19 protein-coding genes are annotated in these 22,150 nt (G+C 42.2%); 16 read left to right on the top strand and 3 right to left on the bottom strand.

All coding sequences use genetic code 11. The annotated features are described in order from the left end of the window. The first annotated feature begins 455 nt into the window (after positions 1 to 455). Positions 456 to 3,698, top strand: a complete 3,243-nt coding sequence (gene rne / locus K5R16_RS10650) for a ribonuclease E (RefSeq protein WP_220737545.1) — start codon at positions 456 to 458, stop codon at positions 3,696 to 3,698. A 389-nt stretch (positions 3,699 to 4,087) separates the two neighbouring features. Further along, positions 4,088 to 5,647, top strand: coding sequence for a SulP family inorganic anion transporter (locus K5R16_RS10655; RefSeq protein WP_220737546.1), 1,560 nt, complete (start codon positions 4,088 to 4,090; stop codon positions 5,645 to 5,647). Between the two features lie 65 nt (positions 5,648 to 5,712). Here the strand turns inward: K5R16_RS10655 and K5R16_RS10660 are convergent, their stop codons facing one another. Next, positions 5,713 to 6,624 (bottom strand): bifunctional methionine sulfoxide reductase B/A protein, encoded by a 912-nt coding sequence (locus K5R16_RS10660; protein WP_220737547.1) that lies wholly within the window; start codon positions 6,622 to 6,624, stop codon positions 5,713 to 5,715. 383 nt (positions 6,625 to 7,007) lie between these two features. Between K5R16_RS10660 and K5R16_RS10665 the strand changes: the two genes are divergently transcribed. The 3 genes from K5R16_RS10665 to K5R16_RS10675 all read left to right on the top strand — a co-directional run bounded on the left by K5R16_RS10665 (position 7,008) and on the right by K5R16_RS10675 (position 9,712). Next, a complete protein-coding gene (locus K5R16_RS10665) occupies positions 7,008 to 7,847 on the top strand; it encodes an isopenicillin N synthase family oxygenase (RefSeq protein WP_220737548.1) in 840 nt (279 codons plus the stop codon). 106 nt (positions 7,848 to 7,953) lie between these two features. Continuing rightward, entirely contained in the window at positions 7,954 to 8,892 is a 939-nt protein-coding gene (gene ylqF / locus K5R16_RS10670) for a ribosome biogenesis GTPase YlqF (RefSeq protein WP_220737549.1), read from the top strand. Between the two features lie 241 nt (positions 8,893 to 9,133). Further along, positions 9,134 to 9,712, top strand: coding sequence for a HupE/UreJ family protein (locus tag K5R16_RS10675; protein WP_374758396.1), 579 nt, complete (start codon positions 9,134 to 9,136; stop codon positions 9,710 to 9,712). 42 nt (positions 9,713 to 9,754) lie between these two features. Here the strand turns inward: K5R16_RS10675 and K5R16_RS10680 are convergent, their stop codons facing one another. After that, on the bottom strand, positions 9,755 to 10,012 hold the full coding sequence (locus K5R16_RS10680) for a hypothetical protein (RefSeq protein ID WP_220737551.1): 258 nt from the start codon (positions 10,010 to 10,012) through the stop codon (positions 9,755 to 9,757). Positions 10,013 to 10,228: 216 nt separating this feature from the next. Continuing rightward, on the bottom strand, positions 10,229 to 12,139 hold the full coding sequence (locus K5R16_RS10685) for an alkyl/aryl-sulfatase (RefSeq protein WP_259649839.1): 1,911 nt from the start codon (positions 12,137 to 12,139) through the stop codon (positions 10,229 to 10,231). Positions 12,140 to 12,269: 130 nt separating this feature from the next. On the opposite strand from K5R16_RS10685, the gene K5R16_RS10690 reads away from it, so the two are divergent. From K5R16_RS10690 to K5R16_RS10740, 11 genes are all read left to right on the top strand, one after another. Beyond that, complete coding sequence (locus K5R16_RS10690) at positions 12,270 to 13,187, top strand: LysR family transcriptional regulator (RefSeq protein WP_220737552.1); 918 nt, start codon at positions 12,270 to 12,272, stop codon at positions 13,185 to 13,187. Positions 13,188 to 13,334: 147 nt separating this feature from the next. Beyond that, positions 13,335 to 13,865, top strand: coding sequence for a PepSY-associated TM helix domain-containing protein (locus K5R16_RS10695; RefSeq protein ID WP_220737553.1), 531 nt, complete (start codon positions 13,335 to 13,337; stop codon positions 13,863 to 13,865). Positions 13,866 to 13,870: 5 nt separating this feature from the next. Then, on the top strand, positions 13,871 to 14,386 hold the full coding sequence (locus K5R16_RS10700) for a DUF2271 domain-containing protein (protein WP_220737554.1): 516 nt from the start codon (positions 13,871 to 13,873) through the stop codon (positions 14,384 to 14,386). 100 nt (positions 14,387 to 14,486) lie between these two features. Next, positions 14,487 to 15,287 (top strand): DUF4198 domain-containing protein, encoded by an 801-nt coding sequence (locus K5R16_RS10705; RefSeq protein ID WP_220737555.1) that lies wholly within the window; start codon positions 14,487 to 14,489, stop codon positions 15,285 to 15,287. Positions 15,288 to 15,582: 295 nt separating this feature from the next. Beyond that, positions 15,583 to 17,661 carry a TonB-dependent receptor domain-containing protein gene (locus tag K5R16_RS10710; RefSeq protein WP_220737556.1) on the top strand — a complete coding sequence of 693 codons (2,079 nt, stop codon included), beginning with the start codon at positions 15,583 to 15,585 and terminating at the stop codon, positions 17,659 to 17,661. Between the two features lie 209 nt (positions 17,662 to 17,870). Then, complete coding sequence (locus tag K5R16_RS10715) at positions 17,871 to 18,548, top strand: response regulator transcription factor (protein WP_220737557.1); 678 nt, start codon at positions 17,871 to 17,873, stop codon at positions 18,546 to 18,548. Further along, the gene (locus K5R16_RS10720; RefSeq protein ID WP_220737558.1) at positions 18,541 to 19,902 is read left to right on the top strand and encodes a HAMP domain-containing sensor histidine kinase; all 1,362 of its coding nucleotides are present in this window, start codon (positions 18,541 to 18,543) and stop codon (positions 19,900 to 19,902) included. The genes K5R16_RS10715 and K5R16_RS10720 overlap by 8 nt, the downstream gene beginning before the upstream one ends. Continuing rightward, entirely contained in the window at positions 19,899 to 20,525 is a 627-nt protein-coding gene (locus tag K5R16_RS10725; protein WP_259649840.1) for a MotA/TolQ/ExbB proton channel family protein, read from the top strand. The genes K5R16_RS10720 and K5R16_RS10725 overlap by 4 nt, the downstream gene beginning before the upstream one ends. Continuing rightward, the gene (locus tag K5R16_RS10730; RefSeq protein ID WP_220737559.1) at positions 20,525 to 20,929 is read left to right on the top strand and encodes a biopolymer transporter ExbD; all 405 of its coding nucleotides are present in this window, start codon (positions 20,525 to 20,527) and stop codon (positions 20,927 to 20,929) included. The genes K5R16_RS10725 and K5R16_RS10730 overlap by 1 nt, the downstream gene beginning before the upstream one ends. Further along, the gene (locus tag K5R16_RS10735) at positions 20,913 to 21,305 is read left to right on the top strand and encodes a biopolymer transporter ExbD (protein ID WP_220737560.1); all 393 of its coding nucleotides are present in this window, start codon (positions 20,913 to 20,915) and stop codon (positions 21,303 to 21,305) included. Before K5R16_RS10730 ends, K5R16_RS10735 begins: the two co-directional genes overlap by 17 nt. 8 nt (positions 21,306 to 21,313) lie before the next feature. Continuing rightward, positions 21,314 to 22,120: a TonB family protein gene (locus tag K5R16_RS10740; RefSeq protein ID WP_220737561.1), complete on the top strand. Its 807-nt coding sequence runs from the start codon at positions 21,314 to 21,316 to the stop codon at positions 22,118 to 22,120. The last annotated feature ends 30 nt before the right edge of the window (positions 22,121 to 22,150 follow it).

Here is a 22,150-nt window from a genome sequence, read left to right on the forward strand (position 1 = left end):
AAGCAATACGTTAAAGCATGAGACTAAAAATGTTTACAGTTTGATAGTAAATAATTGATTTACAGGTCGTTGTATCAATCAAAAGGTCAATAAGTGGACCTTCACGACTAAATCAAAACGTAAACCCAACTTACAACTGGTTTCTCTGCTCTAAACGCCCCAATTTCGAAGAATAATTTTAACTCGTCGTCAGACGCTACCATTTCGAATTGGCATTACTGGAAAGTATTTTAAGAATTTATGGGGTTGGTTGACGTTTTTACAACGAATTCCTTGTTTTTGTAAACATTAAAAAATAAGCCATAAATAGGATGCGACACGCAGAGAATGCGTCTAACAGCAAATGCGCACCTTGCCTAGAGACTGACCGTGAGGTCCTGTTTTTTAATCCTAGGCCCGTAATGCAGTGAAATAAGTATCGTTTGATGACCTTTATAAAGAAGAATTAAGTCATCATGAAACGGATGTTAATCAATGCAACTCAATCTGAAGAGTTGCGCGTAGCCCTTGTTGATGGGCAACAATTATACGATCTAGATATTGAAAGCCCAGGTCACGAACAAAAGAAAGCAAATATCTATAAAGGGACGATCACTCGAGTTGAGCCGTCTTTAGAAGCTGCTTTTGTTGACTATGGCGCTGATCGCCATGGCTTCCTACCGCTTAAAGAGATCGCTCGCGAATATTTCCCAAAAGGTTACTCTTTCCAAGGCCGTCCTAACATTAAGGAAGTGGTTAAAGAAGGCCAAGAAGTAATCATTCAAATTGATAAAGAAGAGCGTGGCAATAAAGGTGCTGCACTAACGACCTTTATTAGTCTTGCTGGGTCTTACTTAGTCTTAATGCCAAATAACCCACGTGCAGGCGGAATTTCTCGTCGTATCGAAGGTGATGAGCGTACAGAACTAAAAGCGGCATTATCTGAGCTTGATATTCCACAAGGTATGGGTCTTATCGTTCGTACCGCAGGTGTTGGTAAAGACCCTGCAGAGCTAAAGTGGGACTTAAAAGTTCTACAACATCACTGGGCAGCAATTAAAGAAGCTGCTGAAAGTGCACCAGCTCCGTTCTTAATCCACCAAGAAAGTAACGTGATTGTTCGTGCTATTCGCGACTATTTGCGTCGTGATGTTGGTGAGATCCTAATTGATCACCCTCGTATATATGAGCAAGCCAAAGAGCACGTTTCATTAGTACGTCCAGACTTTGTTGAACGTATTAAGCGTTATGATGCTGAAGTCCCGCTATTTACTCACTTCCAAATTGAAACGCAGATTGAATCAGCGTTCCAACGTGAAGTGCGTTTACCTTCTGGCGGTTCGATTGTTATCGACCCAACAGAAGCGTTAACCTCTATCGATATTAACTCTGCCCGAGCCACTAAAGGCGGAGATATTGAAGAAACAGCACTAAACACTAACTTAGAAGCTGCTGACGAGATTGCACGTCAATTACGTCTGCGCGATTTAGGGGGTTTAGTCGTTATCGATTTCATCGACATGACACCCGTTCGCCATCAACGTGAAGTTGAGAAGCGTATGCAAGATGCCGTACATCACGACAGAGCTCGCGTCCAATTAGGCCGTATCTCACGCTTTGGTTTGATGGAGATGTCACGTCAGCGCCTACGCCCTTCTTTAGAAGAGTCTGCCGCTCACCTATGTCCGCGTTGTCACGGCCAAGGTACTATTCGTGGTACTGAGTCACTTGCACTTTCTATCTTACGCTTGATGGAAGAGGAAGCGATTAAAGAGAACACATCGCAAATTGAAGCGATTGTACCTGTTGATGTAGCAGCCTTCCTATTGAACGAAAAGCGTAAAGCGATTCGCATCACTGAAGAGCGCCACAATGTTGAAGTGTACGTGATCCCAGATCCGAACATGACAACACCAGATTATCGCGTTGTTCGTCATCGTAAAGATGATCAGATCAGCGAGTCTAGCTACAAGCTGCTCGAACAAGAAGAGGCTAAGCTATACGAACCTCGTAAGCTTGAGCGCGCTGCACCGCCGCAACCTGCTCTAAAAGGTTTCTCTTCGCCTAAAAAAATCGCACCCGTTGAAGTCGAAGCAAAACCTGCACCAGCTAAACCTGCCGAGCCAGGTCTATTTGCTAAGATTGCAGCAGCAATCAGTTCGCTATTTTCGAGCAACGAAGAACCTAAAGTTGAGCCTAAACAGCAAGACAAAGGAAACCGTAACGGTCAGTCTCGTAACAATAACCGTCGTAACAATAATCGTCGTAATGACCCTCGTCGCAATCGCAATGAAGGCCGCAACGAAAATCGTAATGACAGCGAGCAAAATAAAGACAAGCGTAATAAGAGCAATCGTAATGACGCTAATGACAACCGTTCAAAAGCTCAAGAAGAGAATAAGCGCCCACAACGCAATGAGAAACCTCGTAAGCCAGTAGAAGCTGTTAGCAACGAAAATGCTGAGCCTAAGCAAGAAGCTGCACGAGAGCGTCGTCAACGCCGCAACATGCGTCGTAAAGTGCGTGTAAGTAATGAGCAAGAAGAAGTAAAAGAAGTTGTCGCGAATACTGAAGCGCCAGTACAAGTAAAAGCTGACGATAAGCCAGCTCGCCCTAAGCGTCAGCCTCGTAAGCCTAGAGCTAAAGTTGAAGCGGTTGAAACTACTGAAGTGACGGCTGAGGTTTCAGCTAATGTAGAGGCTGCCGTAAGTGAAAAAGTGGCTAATACAGAAGCAAGTACTGTAAAACAAGCAGCGCCAAAAGCAGAGTCAGTATCGACGCCAGTCGAAGCAACTGAGTCAGCTGACGTTGAAGCGTCTGCCGATGATAAATCACGTGAGCCTCGCGAAGGTCAACGTAGAAGTCGTCGTAGCCCTCGTCACCTTCGTGCTGCTGGTCAACGTCGCCGTCGTGATGAAGATACTCAACAAGGTGATGAAAATGGCTCTGAAGCTGTATTTACACCAAACGAAGACATTGAATCTATGCAAGCGATAGAAACTCATGTTGAAGCGCCAGTGACACCAGTCGTTGAAGTTGAAGCTAAAGTTGAAGCGCCAGTATCTCCAATCGTTGAAGCTAAAGTTGAAGCAACTGCAACTTCAGAAGTTGTTAAAGCTGATAGCGTAGAAGCTGTTGTTGAAGCTAAAGTAGAAAAAGTACAGCCAGCAAAAACAAGCTCTGTTGCGAGTTCATCTGCGATGAACACTTCGCCAGCTTTCAAGCCAACAGCTAACGTTGAGCCTAAGCCAGAGGTTAAAGCTGTTGAGGCTGCTGTAGTGTCTGAACCTGTGCCAGCACCTGCTGTTGAGGTTGTCGTTGAGACACCAGTAACCGCTGAGCCAGTTAAAGCTGAAGCAGTGAAGCCTGAGCCTGTGGCTGAAATCAAAGCGCCAGTTGAAGCCAAGCCTGTAGAAACAGTTGCTAGCTCAAAAACTGTATCAGCACCGATGGCAAAACCAGCTGCGATTAAGCCTGCCGAAGCAAAAGTTGTCGAAAAGGTTGTTGCTGAGCCCGCTGCGGAAACAAAACCAGCAGCTAAAGCTAAGCCAGCGAGTCGATTCGGCTCTATGGTGATGTCAGAAATGACTAAACCAGTTGTTGAAGTCAGAGAAAATATTGAAACCCCAACAGGTCGTCAATATGAAGCATCTGAAAAAAATGACGACGTGAAACCACGTGTTGCAAATAGCGCCAACTCAGATATGTCTCGTACCTAATCTAGAGTAAAGCGGTATCGAAAAAGCCATGCTGAAGAGCATGGCTTTTTTTATGTTAAAATAAGCTTAATTTTGTTAGTATTCGCGCCTTATACCAATCTGTATAAAGATTTGCTCGCTCAGCGAGAGTTTGACGATTCTGAACCACTGCAACGAGTGAGGAACATAGTTATTCTACGTTCAAATTCGTTAACACAGCGGCAGAATCAGTAAAGCTCGCCTTGAGGAGTGTTTTTTGCTGCCTACTTCTACGTTGAAGGATCACATAAGGGAATAACCATTATGTCGTCCATTCGCCTTGAATTAGTTTGCCAAAAACACTCTGATTAGAGCAACGTCTTATCGTGATTGGTATTCTTCCCATTCAACAAATAATTAACAGAGGCTAAATGTTCGATCTCATTCGTCACAAAACCGCCAGTTCAAGAGCTGACTTACTTTCAGGCTTAACCGTCGCCCTAGCTTTAGTTCCCGAAGCTGTTGCATTTGCATTCGTTGCAGGTGTTGAGCCTATGGTCGGCTTATATGCCGCCTTTATCATGGGGTTAATCACCGCACTCATTGGTGGTCGTCCAGGTATGATTTCTGGCGCTACTGGCGCGATGGCAGTGGTGATGGTCGCCCTAGTTGCTGAGCATGGCGTACAGTATCTTTTTGCTGCCGTAGTGTTAGCGGGGCTTATACAAGTCTCAGCTGGTGTACTAAAGCTCGGTAAATTTATCCGAATCGTGCCCTACCCGGTAATGATAGGCTTTGTTAACGGTTTAGCTATTGTCATCTTCTTAGCCCAGTTAGGACAGTTTCAAACTCCTGATGCAAACGGAGTTATGAACTGGCTACCACAAGATCAGTTATTACTGATGTTAGGGCTTGTTGCACTGACGATGGCGATTATTCAGTTCTTGCCAAAAATCACCACGGCAATTCCGTCATCTTTAGCGGCTATTTTAACAGTAACCTTATTAGTCACATTCTTGAATTTGGATACGCGTACCGTATTAGATTTCTTAAAATCAATGAGTGGTGATGAGCACGCAACGATTGCTGGTAGCTTACCAACATTCTCAATTCCAGCTGTTGAGTTTAGCCTAGCGACACTTTACATCATCTTACCTTACTCACTTATTCTTGCTGCTGTAGGTCTTATTGAGTCCTTGCTTACGTTGACTGTTATCGATGAAATGACCGGTACTCGCGGCCGTGGTAACAAAGAGTGTATTGGTCAAGGCGTTGGTAACATCACGAGTGGCTTCTTTGGCGCTATGGGTGGTTGTGCGATGATTGGTCAGTCTATGATTAACATTAACTCTGGTGGACGTGGCCGTTTATCGGGGATAACAGCCGCTGTTGCACTGCTGGCATTTATTTTATTTGGTTCGTCCCTGATAGAAATGATCCCACTTGCAGCGCTTGTTGGCGTAATGTTTATGGTGGTATTGGGTACGTTTGAATGGGCTAGCTTTAAAGTGATGCGCAAAGTACCTAAGCACGATGCATTTGTGATTATCCTAGTGACAATCGTAACCGTATTTACTGATCTTGCGTTCGCGGTATTTGTTGGTGTCATCGTTTCGGCACTCGTGTTCGCATGGGAACATGCAAAACATATCAACGTAGAGATCAGTGAAGATAAAAATGGCTGGAAGGTATATAAACTTAATGGTCCACTATTCTTCGGTTCAGTGGCTGAGTTTTTAGAGCTGTTTCACGCAAAGACTGATCCTGAAGATGTGATTGTTGATTTCCAAAACTCACGTGTATGTGATCACTCAGCACTTGATGCTATTGATACCCTTGCAGAACGTTATGTGAGCGCAGGTAAAAAGCTGCACCTTCGTCATCTAAGTAATGACTGTAAAGAGTTGCTGCATAAAGCAGGTGATTTGGTTGAAGTAAACTTAATCGAAGATCCGCACTACAAAGTCGCTGACGATAAGCTCGATTCATAGACATCAGCCATATTAGCCATACAAAAAAGACGAGCTTAACGCTCGTCTTTTTTTAATTGGAGTAACTAATTACTTTTAAGCAACTCAGCAAACAATGCTTTTACTTTATCCACTTTAGGTTTTACCACTATCTGGCAGTAAGGCTGCTCACCGTTAAGTTCAAAATAGTCATTGTGATAATCTTCTGCAGGATAAAAACCATCAAAAGCTGAGACTTCAGTGACAATGGGATCTTGCCAGACACCAGCTTTAGTTAATGTATTAATCATCCCATTGACACATTCGGCTTGTTTATCGCTATGGATAAAAACCACCGAGCGATACTGTGGTCCGCTGTCGTTACCCTGTCTGTTTAAGGTGGTAGGATCATGACTTTGCCAAAATACCTGCAGTAGACTTTCATAACTAATGACATCGGGGTCAAATTCAATATGCACAACCTCAGCATGACTTGTCATACCGCTGCACACCGCACGGTAATTAGCGTCAGCGGCACTCCCGCCCGCATAACCAGAAACGACACTTTTTACACCTTCTAAAGCGCTAAAAACGGCTTCAGTACACCAAAAACATCCGCCACCGAATGTTGCTAGCTCAGTCTTTTTAACCGCAGCAACGACCTCTGAAGCTGACTTAAAAACCATCGATACCGAGTTAACACAGTGTCTTACGTTTTTAGGGGTAAGAAACTCACCTTCAAACACGTGACCCAAGTGCCCTTCACACTCAGCACACACTATTTCTACACGACGGCCATCGGCATCAATATTACGCTTTACAGCACCGCTAATCTCATCATCAAACGCAGGCCAACCACAGTGAGCATTAAACTTACTCTCAGAGCGGTATAAAGGAGCATCACATTTTTTACAGCAGTAGACCCCTTGTGCATCATGCTGATAAAACTCACCGCTATAAGGCCTTTCAGTAGCCTTTTGTTCTATTACCTGTTTTTCAAAATCTGTCAGTTTACGCATGGTAACTACTCTATTTAAACCGAATAACTTGATCATATAGACCTTAGATCAAACCAATTACATTCATCTATCACTAAATTAGTTTATTTACCCGAACATTTTTCAGCAACATAGATAACACAAAGATGAACTATTTCGGTCGATAATGCTAAAAACTATGTGATTACTATTCATCTATTAAAAAATATAAAATTATTTAGCAGTATAATATTAGGGCCATGTTAACAGCTAAGGCATTAATATTTATTGCAATAACCCCCTCTAACTGAACACTTTTCACCGAGTAAAACAATCGCAAGTGTGATCTAGCTCACTGATGATTGCGTCGATATAACTGCGCCGCTAAACTTGCCTCGGGTCAACTAAAAATAAGAATAGAGAATATGAAACTAGAGACAATTGATTACAGAGCAGCAGACAGTGCTGAAAAATTTGTAAAATCGCTACGAGACACGGGATTCGGCGTGTTAAGCAACCACCCTATCGATAAACAACTGGTTGAAGATATCTATAGTGAATGGCAAGCCTTCTTTAATACTGAAGAGAAAAGAGCTTTTCTATTTAAGCCAGAAACTCAAGATGGTTTCTTCCCTGCTGAAATATCAGAAACAGCCAAAGGTCACACGGTCAAGGATATTAAAGAGTACTATCATGTCTACCCATGGGGCCGTATTCCAGAACAGCTAAAAAGCAATATATTGAAGTACTACGACAGTGCTAATAATCTCGCCGCAGAACTGCTTGATTGGGTTGAGCAGCACTCGCCACAAGAGGTGAAAGACAAGTTTTCGATGGCATTGCCAAAGATGATAGCAGACAGTCAGAAAACACTGTTACGTGTTCTGCATTATCCGCCAATGTCTGGCGACGAAGAAGTTGGTGCTATTCGCGCTGCAGCGCATGAAGATATTAACTTGCTTACGGTCTTACCAGCGGCAAATGAACCTGGCTTACAAGTACAGTTAAAAGATGACTCTTGGATAGATGTTCCTAGCGACTTTGGTAATATCATCATCAACATCGGTGATATGTTACAAGAAGCCTCTGGCGGATACTTCCCGTCAACCAGCCATCGAGTGATAAACCCTGAAGGCAGCGATATGACAAAAGCACGCGTCTCTTTACCGCTGTTTTTACATCCTAAACCTGAAGTTAAACTATCGGAAAACTACACTGCCGATAGTTATTTGATGGAACGTCTGCGTGAATTAGGTGTTATTTAACGCTTAAACGGCTAATAAAGCGCTTTCGGGCGCTTTTTATTTGTTAAAATTAACTGCAACAAGGTAAAATCACCTCCATATCGTTATTCGAACAAAGAGCAAGCAGATGGCAATTCAGTGGTATCCCGGGCACATGCATAAGGCACAAAAAGAGATCGCAGAGGTTATGCCTCAAGTCGATCTCGTCATTGAGGTGCTAGATGCTCGTATTCCATACAGCAGCGAAAATCCCATGGTGTCCTCACTACGTGGTGATAAACCATGTATTAAACTACTGAATAAATCTGACTTAGCGGATCCTGTTGTCACCCAACAATGGATTGAATACCTTGAGCAAGAGCAAGGGGTAAAGGCCATGGCAATTACCACGTTGCAAGCCGCACAGGTCAAGAAGATCCCTGATCTTTGTCGCAAGTTTGTTCCTAGCCGCGACAAAATTGAAAAAGATATCCGCACCATGATCATGGGGATCCCCAACGTTGGGAAATCAACCATCATTAATACCTTAGCAGGTCGTACAATCGCAAAAACCGGTAATGAGCCAGCGGTTACAAAGGTCCAGCAACGCATTAACTTGCGTAACGGTATCGTGCTATCTGATACCCCTGGTATTTTATGGCCAAAAGTCGACAACGATAAAAGCAGTTACCGCCTCGCGGTTACCGGTGCTATCAAAGATACTGCGATGGATTATGAAGATGTTGCTATGTTTGCGGCTGAATACTTCTTAGCTGCATACCCGGAAGCGATTAAAGAGCGTTATAAATTAAAAGAGTTACCTGATAGCGATATCGAGCTGCTTGAAGCGATTGGTCGTCAACGCGGTGCAATGCGCCCCGGCGGCCGTATCGATCTGCACAAGGCATCAGAGTTAGTATTACATGAGTTCCGTTCAGGAAAAATGGGGTTACTATCACTTGAAACCCCGGCGATGGCAGAAATTGAGAAAGTCGAAGTCGCTAAAATCATGGCTGAAAAAGATGCCAAAAAGAAAGCGCGTAAAGAGAATGAAGCGCTTAAGCGTGCAGGTAAACGCCACAAGTAATTGGTTTCTCAGTATTAATAAAAAAGCGCTGAATTCAGCGCTTTTTTATTAGCTATTATTTAGCACCGCAGTACCAACCACAGCCCTTCCCTAGGCAAAGGTAAGCGATATCGACTTGCTGCGTATGTAATTAAACTTGCGCGATGTTTACCAAGCTATTGATGTATATCAATTTGTATAGCCTGAATGTGGTGTAGATTGCTGCAATCTTTCTAAGTCCATCATATAAAGGATTATTATGATTATGCGCTTTATAACTTTGTCTATACTGACAGTTTTCTTAAGCCTTCCTGCACAAGCCCATGAGCTTCATTCTACTGGCGGTTTTATCTCTGGGTTTAATCATCCAGTTCTCGGATTTGATCACATGTTAGCGATGGTATGTGTTGGAATTCTGAGTACTAAACTTGGTGGCAGAGCTATCTGGACCGTACCTGCTGTATTTGTTCTATTCATGCTTTTTGGCGGGATAGTAGGGCTGCTTGCCCTTCCTATCCCATTTGTCGAGTTTGGAATTGCTGCTTCTGTTTTACTCTTAGGCCTCGCCTTAGCGATCGATAGGAAGTTACCTCAGTGGTTAGTCATGGCCTTTATCGCTACTTTCGCCATATTTCATGGCCATGCACACGGCGTAGAAATGCCACAACTTGCAGAGCCCGCTCTCTATGTTCTTGGGTTTATCTGTGGTACATCAGCAATACATATTGTGGGAGTGATACTGGGTATTGCGATGCAAGATAAGGACCCTAGAAACCGTTTAGTTCGTTCATCAGGCGGCGTGATAGCACTTGTTGGTGGATACCTTCTACTCAGTGTTTAAAGCGTCATTGAGTCAATGACCTGCGAACTAAAACAGGTTATTTCACTTATGACGATATTGATCCTCTTTGGTGTGTTGATGCTCAGCGCCCTCATCAACACTGTCAGGCGTTAACAACACACCGTCATATATGCCACTCAAGCTAATGGTTTTTGGGGCGGTTGGTTCAGATTCATTAGCAGCGGTAACCAATGCATCGTGATGATGAATGTGCGGTACTGACCAATCAACATGGTTGCCACATGACCAAGCAAAGCAACTAATAAAAAGTGTGCCTACTAGGCAGATTATCTGTTTCATAAATTAAACCTTATACCAATCAGTAAGAGACCTTGATCAACTCAGAGTGTTTTTTACAACCCAATTCAAGGCGAATAAATGACAAAATGGGGTTCCATTATCAGCTTATTCAACACTGAAATAGGCAGTCAAAACTCTCATTGAGCGATTAATTCTTTATACAGCTTGCTACGATAAGCATGCCACTTGTAAAAAGTGGCATGCTTGGCTCATAGATCAACGTACAGTAATTTTTGGATTTTCTGCTGGCTTATCAAACAAGTCAAAGAACTCAGCTACCGCTTTAGCATCACCCTCTAACTTGATATAACCTCCTTTTACGGCATTAGTGAAATCAACTTTTCCAACCAACAAACCAAGAAATACTGGTTTGGTCAGTTTCACAGTCGCTTTGGCTGCATTGTCATAGTTTTTATGGAACTGCGCCACACTGCGTCTAACTTCAATTGCATGGGTTTCGTCAGTATCAGCAAACTCAAACGCTACGGTAAAATGCTGGTCCTGACTACGTTCGGCATTTAAGCCGAAACGAAGTGCATTAACCAATTGAGCGGGTTCAAACTCAGCCATCAAATCTGGCGCTTGAAGGTTAATCTTCTTTGAATAATCAATAGTACCGTCAAGTTCTTGTGCAGAAGTCAGGTACCAGTTACGCCAGTTGTTGTTCGTTTCGCGGTAACCTAACTCACGTAGCGCCTTGGCTTTAAGTAATCTTGGCTCCATGTCATTGAGATCAACACGTATTGCGTGGGTAGCAAGCTCTGCACACCACTGAAAATCGTCATTGTTGCAGGCATCCATAGCAAACTTCATCATTTGCTCTTTACCACCAACCATAGCAATATAGCGCTCAGAAGCCGCGACTGAGTATGTCGGATTCAGCGTTGTTGGGTCACCGTCAAACCAGCCCATCTCACCAACAAAAATTTGCTTCGCAGCATGACGTATAGAGCCATAAAAATCTCCCAACCAAGGATGATTTTCAAGATGCTTTGGCAGCTTTATCTCTCGAATAAGGTCTTCTTGAGTTGAACCATTGTTGATGGCTTTGATTGACTGATCATAGGTAAACTGAATCGCATCACGGTATGCGGTTAGCGTATCATCGACATATGCTCCGCCAACAACTGGACGCCCATGTGAGAGCATCATGGCTTCAGCTTTATATTCACGTAGCGTATCAACACCAGGGAACCAAATACTTGGATCACGGTATTTAGTTCCACGAATTGTATGCAAGTTAGGGAAACTCTCACCCTGAATGACTTCAGAACCAAATAACAAGTCAAACTCAGGGAAATAGGCGGTGATCTCATCAGAAGCTTCTGAAGGCACATGCTTGAATTCAATCTTAACGCCAGCGATCTCAGCTTGCAGTATTCCGTTCGTCCCTTTAACTAAAACATTAGGAGCAATTAGACTGTGTTCTCGTATTTCAAAATCGGGTCCGAGGCCACCATTAATTCGGCCAGCTTCTTCTACATTGAGTAAGGTACCTAGCGAGTAATCAACTCGGAAACCTAGCGCAGGCCCAGTGCCACCCATTGAACCTTTTACAACATTAGCCATAAAGGTTTCATGAGCAATAATCTTTGCGTTTTCAGCGCCTTCAATACCACGTACACCAGCATAATGATCTGGATGCCAGTGTGAATACATCACTGCCGCGACAGGTTTGTTGTTACCGGTAACTTTGCGGAAATCCTCCATGACAGATTTCATTTTGTCCACTGATTCTACCGGATCAAAAATGAGTAACCCCTCATCGCCGTCTACTATCATCGGTGACGTTAAACCATAACCGTAAACCTGGAAGAACTTGTCTTTATAAGCAAAGACACCTTTTTCCATTTTTTTTGAATGTGCTGTTAATTGCGGATGAACCTTGTTTGACTTGGCGTCAAAAGCGTCGTTGCCCCCCGTAGCGTTCCACAGCATGTCTTTATCTGAGCCATGCCAAAAATGAGTCGCACCAGAGCCTTCGCCAAGATAGTAGTCATGGGATAATGTAGGAATGGTCACTTCGACATTATCAAATCGATTGGCTTCATTATCATGTGCTATCGCAAGCCCAGATAAAGACATAGCCCCAGCTATAGATAGAGTAAGGAGAGTTTTATTCATCATAACCACGCTTAGTATGTTTAATTAACGACTTTAAGTTGGCAATAGAATAATTAAAAAGGTTATAAGATGGCTGATACTTGATATAAGATATCTAATATCAAGAGCGAACAATGACAAGAGGCATAAGTAAATGAAACACTCAGATTACAGTCTAATTCCAACTTTTGTTGCTATTTTCGAAGAAAAGAACTTCACTAAAGCGGCTAAACGGCTGGGGATCACCCAGTCTGCGGTCAGTCAGAGTGTGAATAGATTAAGAGATATTTTTGAAGATTCCCTATTTATTCGTGGCAGCCATGGCATCACCCCAACTCCTTTTGCAATAGATGTATATCCGACGCTGGCAAGCTCAGTAGAGAGCATTGCCCACATGCTACCCGAGCATAAAAACTTCATCGCTGCGGAATGTGAGCGGCGGTTTGGGATCAGTGCATTAAGTGTATTTGGTTTTACACTATTACCAGAGCTAAGCACCTTGATGAGTATAGAAGCTCCGCTCGCCAGCGTAAAAGTTGAGCCATTACTCGGGCGAGATATGACCAACGAACTTAGAGCACAACAATGCGATCTGGTCATTGAAGTTGTCGCAAACCAGCATTCAAACCTACGCTCTAAAGTGATCATGCAAGACTCCTTGCAACTACTGTGTCGAGCAGATCACCCTCGACTCACCGGCAGCAGTATCTCCGTCGAGCAATTCTTAAATGAAAAACACGTTACTCACTCCAAGTTTGATAAAGATGATGGCTACCTAATTGGGCGAGGCTTGCAGAGTGAAGGTTTATTAGGCCAACGCAACGTCGCTTGGCAAGCAAGTAGCATTATGGAAATGTTACCAGTGATCATGCGCACCGATTATATAGGGCTATTACCCAAAACAGCAGTTCAACAATACATTCAAATCCATAATTTAAAACAGCTCAACACTCCGTTTCTAACTGAATCGATTGAAGTTGCGATGTTTTGGCATTCATCACGCACTAACGACCCCAGCCATAGATGGCTTAGGGGTTTATGCTTAAAAGCTGCTGAGCTTTATAACAAGTAACTTTAAGCCTTGTTATGGCGGATAAATGTCATACATTTCGGCGCTATAACCAAAGGATTAACACCAGCATATCTAAGTGATCATTGGGTGAACTTATCTGAGTAAAATCGACTGAACAGTTTTATCGCCTAGCCATTAAACAACACTATGAATAGCAAGATACTCCGGAAAATTCACATCTATTTGTCACTGATCTGTTTCTCATTTCTGTTCTTTTTTTGTTTCACCGCCATTACGTTAAACCACCCTAGCCTGCTAACGAAAAAACCGAGTGTACATCAGCGGCAACTCTCCATCTCTGAACCAACGGCACAATTTTATAATGATGCATTAGCGCGCAATGGTATTGTGCTGTCTCAATCTCAACAGACTCTGTTAATCGCCAGTAGCGAGCTCACCATCGCCAATCCTGGGCAACGAATCGATCTCTATATCGATAATCAAAACAATATCATAGAAATTGTTGATACCAATTTTGGCTGGATTGCAACTCTCAATGAGTTACACCAAAACCGACATACCCCCGCATTATGGACTGTAATATCAGACGTTATAGCCGGTATCCTCATGCTTATATGTATCAGTGGCACTTGGTTAAGTTTAAAACACAAAGCGCACCGGAAACGTTATTTATATCTGCTTACCGCTAGCTCTATTGCTCTTCTTACTATGGTCTAAACATTATGCATATCTCGCTTCGAAAAATAATCTGTACTCTCACCTTACTCACGCTGCCGCTGGCAGCAACTGCCAACAATAGTGTGTCAAATAACGACTCAAACAGCATGGCAACTAGTCTTTCGATAGAAGTTGGCCTCAAACAATTCAATACGCTAACAGAGAAACCTTACCTTGCGCTTTGGTATAGCTTACCCAACAGCCAATACACCCCCTTAAAAGTACTTCGCTCTGACAGTAAATGGTTAAGAGATTTAAAATCATTTTGGCGCTACATTGCACGCTATCACAGAGAAAAACTCGATGGTATTACCGCCGCAACCGTGAAGCCTGGCCAACATGAGTTTAAATTTTCTCTCCCCAATAAAGCGACCACTGAAGCGCATAAATATTGGCTAGAGGTCGTTAGAGAAAATGGTGAAAGAGAACTTATTAGCATTAATATGCCCGCTCAAAAACAAAATAAAATTTGCGTAAAAGGTACTAAAGAGATCAGCCTTTTCTGTGTTGAATACAAATAGTGCTGAGGCATAGCCTACAGAATTAAAGAACAACTCAGTGATATTTGGTTCACGACTGCAATCATAGAATTGAGGCAGTTAATCACTCTATGGAATTAAAATGAAAAAGATACTCGTTACAGCTCTAATGATTGCAGGTACTACTGTTGCGGCAAATGCCCATGAAGTTTGGATAAACAGTGGTAGTTTTGAAATCAACTCTGACGAACAAAACGTATATAGTTTAGATGTAGCACGTTCTGCTGAAGCATTTATCGCAGAAGCTAATCATCAAGTAAAATACCTTAATGTACTGTCGCCCTCAGGTGCTTCAACTCAACTCAACGCTGCATTTAGTGGCCAAAATAAGGAAGTATTCGAACAAAACTTTACTGAACAGGGAACCTATTATTTTAGAAGCCCGATGACGCAGGTGTTTCTGACATTTTATCGTGATGCCAACGGAAAAAAACACAAAGTTAGGATGCCTAAAAGTCGTTACAGCGAACTACCTGACAATATTGAAATTGAAAAAACAGTAGAAAAACAGATGATAACCGAGACTTATATCAGTTATAACGGTTTTTCAGAACCTAAAGAGGTGCAGCAAGAGGGGATCTCATTAACCAGCTTCCTACACCCGAATACGTATACTGTTGGTGGTAAAATTAGCTTTACTGTGTCAATGGATAACAAACCAATATCCAATGCTGAAGTTTCAGTAAAGAGTATGAATAGCATTTATGATAGTGAGTTTGAACAGTCAGAGCTTTTCTCTGATGAAAATGGAAAAGTTGCATTCACTCCAAAGACAACAGGCCGCTATATCATTGCTGTTGAGCACTCTATTAACCTTAAAAACGGCCAAGACGCAGACCAGCGCTCGATAGAACTGTTTAGAAGCTTCGATGTCGTGCAGTAACAATTAGAATTCAATGTGAAAGCAATAGCTTTGAATATAAAAATCATTGATATGCAGCAATAAAACGCTCCCATCTATTCTAAGGCGCCAACTTCCCGTGGCGCCCTATTTTTCCGCCCTTAAAGATATAAATACTTAGTTTTTCCACCTTACAAAGGACTATTTTAAGAAATATAGAATCCAATAATCATTTTTTATATATAGGTGAGCTTTGGTTCACAGTTACAACACTATACTCACGCCCAAATTAACATGATAACAATTATCATTTGCATTAAACGGGAGTGTAACAATAGTGAAACCATTAAGAGTAACTTACATCGCCAGCTGTATTGCTTTTGCAATTAGCAGCCATGGCGCCCAAGCAGAAGCCAGCGATGAAAATTCAGAAACAATATACCGCCTTGATAATATTACCGTTACCAGTCAAGTTGAAGAGCAGCAAGATCCGTTAACAATGACCCAATCGGTGAACGCCATATCAAGAGAGACAATACAAAATTTAAGTCCTACAAATGTCCCTAATGCACTGCAAATTATTCCAAATGTCGATGTGCAAGGTGGCCCCTCATCAAGTAACCAAAACATTACCATACGTGGTTTACCACAATCACATGCATATGTGGTTATTGACGGGATTTACCAAAGTAACTACGCGACAAAGCGAGGTAGTTGGTACCTTAATCCGAATTTGGTTAATAACATAAGAGTCACTGCAGGTCCGAGCTCAGGCGCGGCAGCAGGTAAAATCAGTATCAATACCATCTCAGCACTGGATCTACTTGGTGTGGATGAAAGCTTTGGTGCCAAAATAGATCTTGGTTACCGCAGTAACAATGCCCAGCAAGATTCAGGCTTGACGCTTTTCGGTAAAACAGGCGCGACTGATTACCTTGTCTCTGGCAACTATATGGATAAAGATCCTTATGAAGTTGGAGGCGGAGGTAGCTACTATAAAACCGCTGGCCGCCAAAAAAGTGGTTTGTTTAAGTTAGGACATCAATTCTCAACAGATCAACGATTACAATTTACACTCAATCTTGATGATACACACGGACATCAAGTTCGAAATGACATCGGCTATCGAAATGAGCAATATACTGGCGCTTCATTGGTTTGGGAAGATAACGGCTCAAATAACCCATACTTGAATTTAAACACCTCTGTTTACTTCAATGGGGTTAACTCTTATAGCGCAGAGCAAGGACGGTCAAGCGAAGGAATACAGGATATCAAAGATAACAGTGTTGGTTTTGTCGTCAGTAATGACAGCATATTTAGCTTTGCCGCAGTCGACACACTATTACATTTTGGTGTCTCAGGCCATTTCACCGATCATGATGGACTTATCTATGAAAAAGACGATGAAACTGGCGACATCACCGATGATAGTGCAACTGATGAAGCCACCACAAGTAGTCGAAAACTCGCTGGCTGGGTCAATTATCAGCTCCCTATAACAGAGTCACTAGAGCTGATCCCGGGATTACGTTACGACCAATTTTATATTGAGTCGGCCAATGCCATTGATGCCGATGGGCAGCCGCTATTACGTGATGGGCGCACCGAAAGTCGATTATCTAAATCCATAAACCTCAACTACTATTTAAGCGATGATATCACCCTGTTTGCCTCATATGCAGAAGCACTTAACGCACCTCAAAATGGTGAATTGTTTACTTCAGGAAGAGGTTTTAAACCAAACCCTTATCTAAAATCTGAGCGAGCAGATAACAAAGAAGTAGGTGTGGTTTGGGATACTCAAGACCTTTTTAGTGAGCAAGACAGTCTCACGACTCGCGTCAATATATTCCGCAATGATATCAAAGACTATATCGGTACCGCATATACCGATAACGACAACTACCCTGACGGGGTAAAAGTTAATATTGGTGAAGCAAGATTAGAAGGCTTTGAGTTTGTTTCAAGCTATAGCCTAAATGACTGGAATATGAGCTTAAGCTACGGACAAACACGCGGCACAGATATGACAACGGGCTGGTATTTAGCAGACATACCTTCTGATAAGTTTAACCTCAACCTTGACACCAAAATCAACGACAGTGTGCTAATTGGTGCTAGGGCTGTTTACGCATTAACCCATGATAAAGTGCCAACCAAGCAACTTGGTGAAAACGGCATTATCGAGGATATTCCCGCAGCAGGTTTTGATGCTTGGTTCACCATGGATCTCTACGCAAGTTATAGCCCAGATAGCATTAACGGTCTAACGACTAAACTATCGATCACAAACCTATTCGATGAGTCTTATGCCCACAAAATGGACTTTGATCGTGATGGCACAGAAACGCCTGCCAATGAATACTATGAAGAAGGTCGTTCTATAAACCTACAACTAAGCTACCAATTCTAACGTATTTTTATTCATTATTAACCAAGAATGGACCACTGCCCGCAGCTTCTCTAAGTGACGGGTAGTCTAATACAAATCAATATCATTCTCGTTGACATTTCATTGACACCCCAACTGCTATCTTCACATTCAATGCAAAGCATTAATCGTAAAGTTAGCAGTACTTCAATCATGCTTAGCAACAATCAATATCTATGGGAACAGCAATTATGTTTGAAAAAACGCAAGTATTACTGGTTGAGGATAATAATGAACTTGCAGGCTCTGTTTCCGATTACCTAACCGCACTAGGCTATGGTGTTGACTTTGCCTTTAACGGAGCCGCAGGACTTCAGCTACTAGAAAGTAACCCTTATGACATTGTCATTTTTGATATCGCCATGCCCAAGATGACAGGATTAGAGCTTTGTCACAAACTAAGACGTGAACTCTTTAGCCCTATCCCAGTTATCTTTTTAACCGCAAGAGACACACTAGAAGATAAAAAAGCAGGATTTCAAGCTGGGGCTGACGATTACCTTGTAAAACCCTTTGCGCTTGAGGAGCTCCATTTACGTCTTCAAGCATTGCTTTCTCGAGGACCAAGACGCGATGTAGGTATCCAAAAGATAGCCGGTTTAACCATCGATCATAACCAATCTTTGGTTTGCTATAAGGATAAACAGGTGCGCTTGTTAAGCTTACAAATGCATATTTTAACTGTGCTGCTAAAACACTACCCAAACGTAGTTTCAAGACAAATACTTGAGCAAGCCATTTGGGATGGTACCCCCCCAGATAGTGATCCGCTTCGTACTCATATCTACCGTTTAAGAGCAACCTTGGAAGTTGCATTTGAAAAAACTGTTATCCGTACTGTTTATGCTAAAGGCTATCAAATTGTTTAAAGTCAACAAGTTTAACCATGTATTGACGGCAACGTTCTTGGTTTATACCAGTATATTGTGCACTGTTTACGCCTATTTACTTTTTTATGCGGTACATGAAATAGAAAATCAAGCTGCACAGATCTATCTACAAAATGCTCAGGCTGAAGTAATTAAAGAGCTCAACAACATCGAGATGCTTTACCAGCTAGATACAACTGAATTGGTAGCAAATCCTCAAGCGAAAGGACTCCTAAACAATTCTACCGACGTAAACCAAATCAGCTTGCTCATTAATCGGTTTAAAGACAAACGTCCTTTATTAGATATATACAGCTCAGTAACGGGAAACATTCCAGCGTATCTTGTAGCACTCAAACCAGGACTTCATGAAAACCAAACTGCAAATATTCAAATTCTAGTATCCAGATTATCAGAGCGAAATATCACTCTCTATTTGGTTTATGAAGAAACCAATGCATCTAAATTAGATGAAAACACCCCAGATCTCATCGCCGGACTGAGCACCATCGCGATATTCATATGTTTATTAGGATTATTGGTATCCATTGTCTTAGGCAAAAAAATAGCTGAACCATTGAAGCTATTAACGCAAGAAGTGAGTCAAGATGAACCACCTCTGCCGTTAAGTGGTCATCATCGTACAGACGAGATAGGCACCCTAAGCCGCAGCTTCAGCGCCTCGATAGAAAGAGCTAAACAGTTTCTTTACCGCGAAAAGCAGTTTTCACGCCATGTTAGCCATGAGCTCCGAACACCGTTAACGATAATGACCAATAGTGTAAGCCTACTCAAACTAGATGATGCAAATGCAGAAGCTAAAATGACTGCATTATCACGCATAGATAGAGCCGCTAATAATATGGTGCAATTGATTGAAACCTTCCTTTTACTCGGAAGAGAACATCAAATTGACAGCCTTAGTGAGATCAATTTACGCCAAGTCATCTTTAACGAGCTGGATAAAATAGACTCTTCGCTAATAAATAACGCTACCTTTCCCAAGGTTCTCATCTGCCATGATGGTACCGTCCAATCTGATGAAGCGTTACTGGGGATATTACTCAATAACTTGCTGCGCAACGCCCTTGCCTATTCTAATCATTTGGTGCGGTTCACTCTCAGTGATAATCAGTTATTGATTGATAATGACCTAGTTAAAGGTCAAAGCGCTGCAGTAGCGGGCTTTGGTTATGGTACAGAGATAATCAACCGAATAGCTGAGTGTTTAAACTGTCAGATAACCATAGATAAAAGCGAGCAGAGGTACAGAGTCATTATCACTTTCAAATACCACCCCACTAACTTCCACAACACGATTAATACCCAAAATATAAATAAGGACACACTGTGAACATTCCTGATTGGCTCATGCAAGGTGGTTGGTGCCTATGGTTACTTATAGCACTTTCGGTGATCTCATTAAGTCTCATTTTTTATAAACTTATTAGTTTCTCTAAGCTTGGTATCAATTTGCATAGCGAATACCAGTTTTGGTTAGATACCCTGCCAACCGTCGACAAAATCAGTTTTAGCGACAGACATATTCGCAGCAATCACCCAGCCACAAGACTAATGAGGTTCTGTGTACAAATTTTGCCGAGTGTAATTGATAAGCAAATATTAGAAGACAAAGTGACACTTAAAGCTGAGCAAGAAGTCGTGCAACTCAAACAAGGCATGCGAGCACTTGAAGTTATCTCGGCATTAGCGCCGCTAATCGGATTACTTGGCACTGTATTAGGGATGATAGATGCATTTCATAACCTGCAACAAGCGGGAACAAAAGTTGACCCAGCAATCTTATCTGGTGGTATATCTCAGGCATTGCTTACCACAGCAGCTGGGTTAATTGTTGCCATCCCTACCACTGCGGCTTGGCATTTTTTCGACAACCTCATTACCCAGCACTCTGCGGCTATGGAGCGTCTATTAACCGATTATCTATCTCTCCCATCTACCCGTTTGGCATTCTAATGAAATTAAAGACAACAAACCTAACTCGGCCGCAAATAAGTTTAACGCCGTTAATTGACGTAGTTTTTATATTACTCATCTTCTTTATGTTAGTTACCAAAATGGAGACATATCAGTCACTCGCGCTTATTTTGTCCCCGGCAGAAGGCGAAAAGAGCACTAACAAGATAGAAAATGAAATTCAAATAATCTTGACCACAAGTGGGGAGATTATTTATCAAAAGCAACGCTACCCCGTAAGTCAATTTATCCAATTAGTGCCTGCAAATACGATAGAAAAATTAAACATTAACATTGAGTTCGCCGTAACTGCACAGCAGTTTGTTTCGTTGAAAGAGACATTATCGAGCCGTGGCTATACCAATATTGAAGAGTGGATAATCCCAAGTGAAATTGAACAGTGAAGCTAGCACTCGGCCAGTAATTGAACCTATGTTGTCACTCATTAATGTGGTTTTCTTATTGCTCATTTTCTTTCTAGTGGTTGGCCACATCACAGCAGAGCAGCAAATAGAAGTACAAATGCTAACAACTGAAAATAGACAGCTAGAGCTGAATGAGTCCAATGAAGACTGGCTTTACATTAGCTCTTCTGGCAGTTGTTATTATCATGAACAGCGACTAGACACTGGCCAATTAGATACTGTATTTCCAGTGGAAAAAACCTTATATGTCGCTGTTGACGGAGCACTGCCGATGGGAAAACTACAACCTATTATTACCGCGCTTAAACAGCTAGCTATCGCTGATATTTCCTTGATTACTCGCTTAGAAGAATAATACTAGCAATGAAACTTTCTTTGACAACCGCCGCAGCAATCACGCTAGCATTAACCATTCACGGCTTGGCATTCATTTATTTTTCCTGCCAACCAACTATTACCGATGTTGGTCACCAACCTAATGCTTATTTAGTGACAAAAATGTCAATTAGCCACCGAGCAAACAAACCCTCAAACCCTCTAAGTAACCAGCAAGCTAACGAAAAAAATAGTAACAAAAAGGCTGATATAACGCCGTCCAAGAAAGTCGCTGCTCGCCCGGTAATAAAAAAACAGCCAACTAAAGCCAACATAGAAGAAACACACAAGAAGAATCCTACTGCGATAACCAAAAAGACGGTAAAAACAGCCCCAGTAAAGTCCCAGATTGCTGCAATACCAAAAGCCAGCAACCATAAACCGTCGTCGCCAATACAAGCTAGCGGTTCATCACCCTCGACTGTTAAACCCGCCAACAATGCATCAGCTAATGTCGACAATGCCAAAAGTGCTGCAATAATGCTTACGGAACATCAAACTAATGAATATATCAATTTTGTTAGAACTCAAATTTTGCAGCATAAGCGCTACCCTAAACAGGCAAAAATGAGACGTCATGAAGGGAATATTACCGCCGTGTTTACCTTAACAGCTAACGGAGGGATTAAAGATATAGTGTTACTACACAAATCATCGAGTAAATATCTCAACAAGAGTGTAAAAAAACTTCTACGGCGCATCAACCTACCTAGCCCAACACCACAAATTAAGCACGCTTTTCCAAAGCGACTGACCTTAACCTTTGAATTCTCATTGCAGCAACTAAATAGCTAATCGGGAGTCATTCTAAGGATAATTATTAGC

Origin of the sequence: Shewanella sp. c952, from assembly GCF_019654975.1 — a bacterium.
Classification (GTDB): domain Bacteria; phylum Pseudomonadota; class Gammaproteobacteria; order Enterobacterales; family Shewanellaceae; genus Shewanella.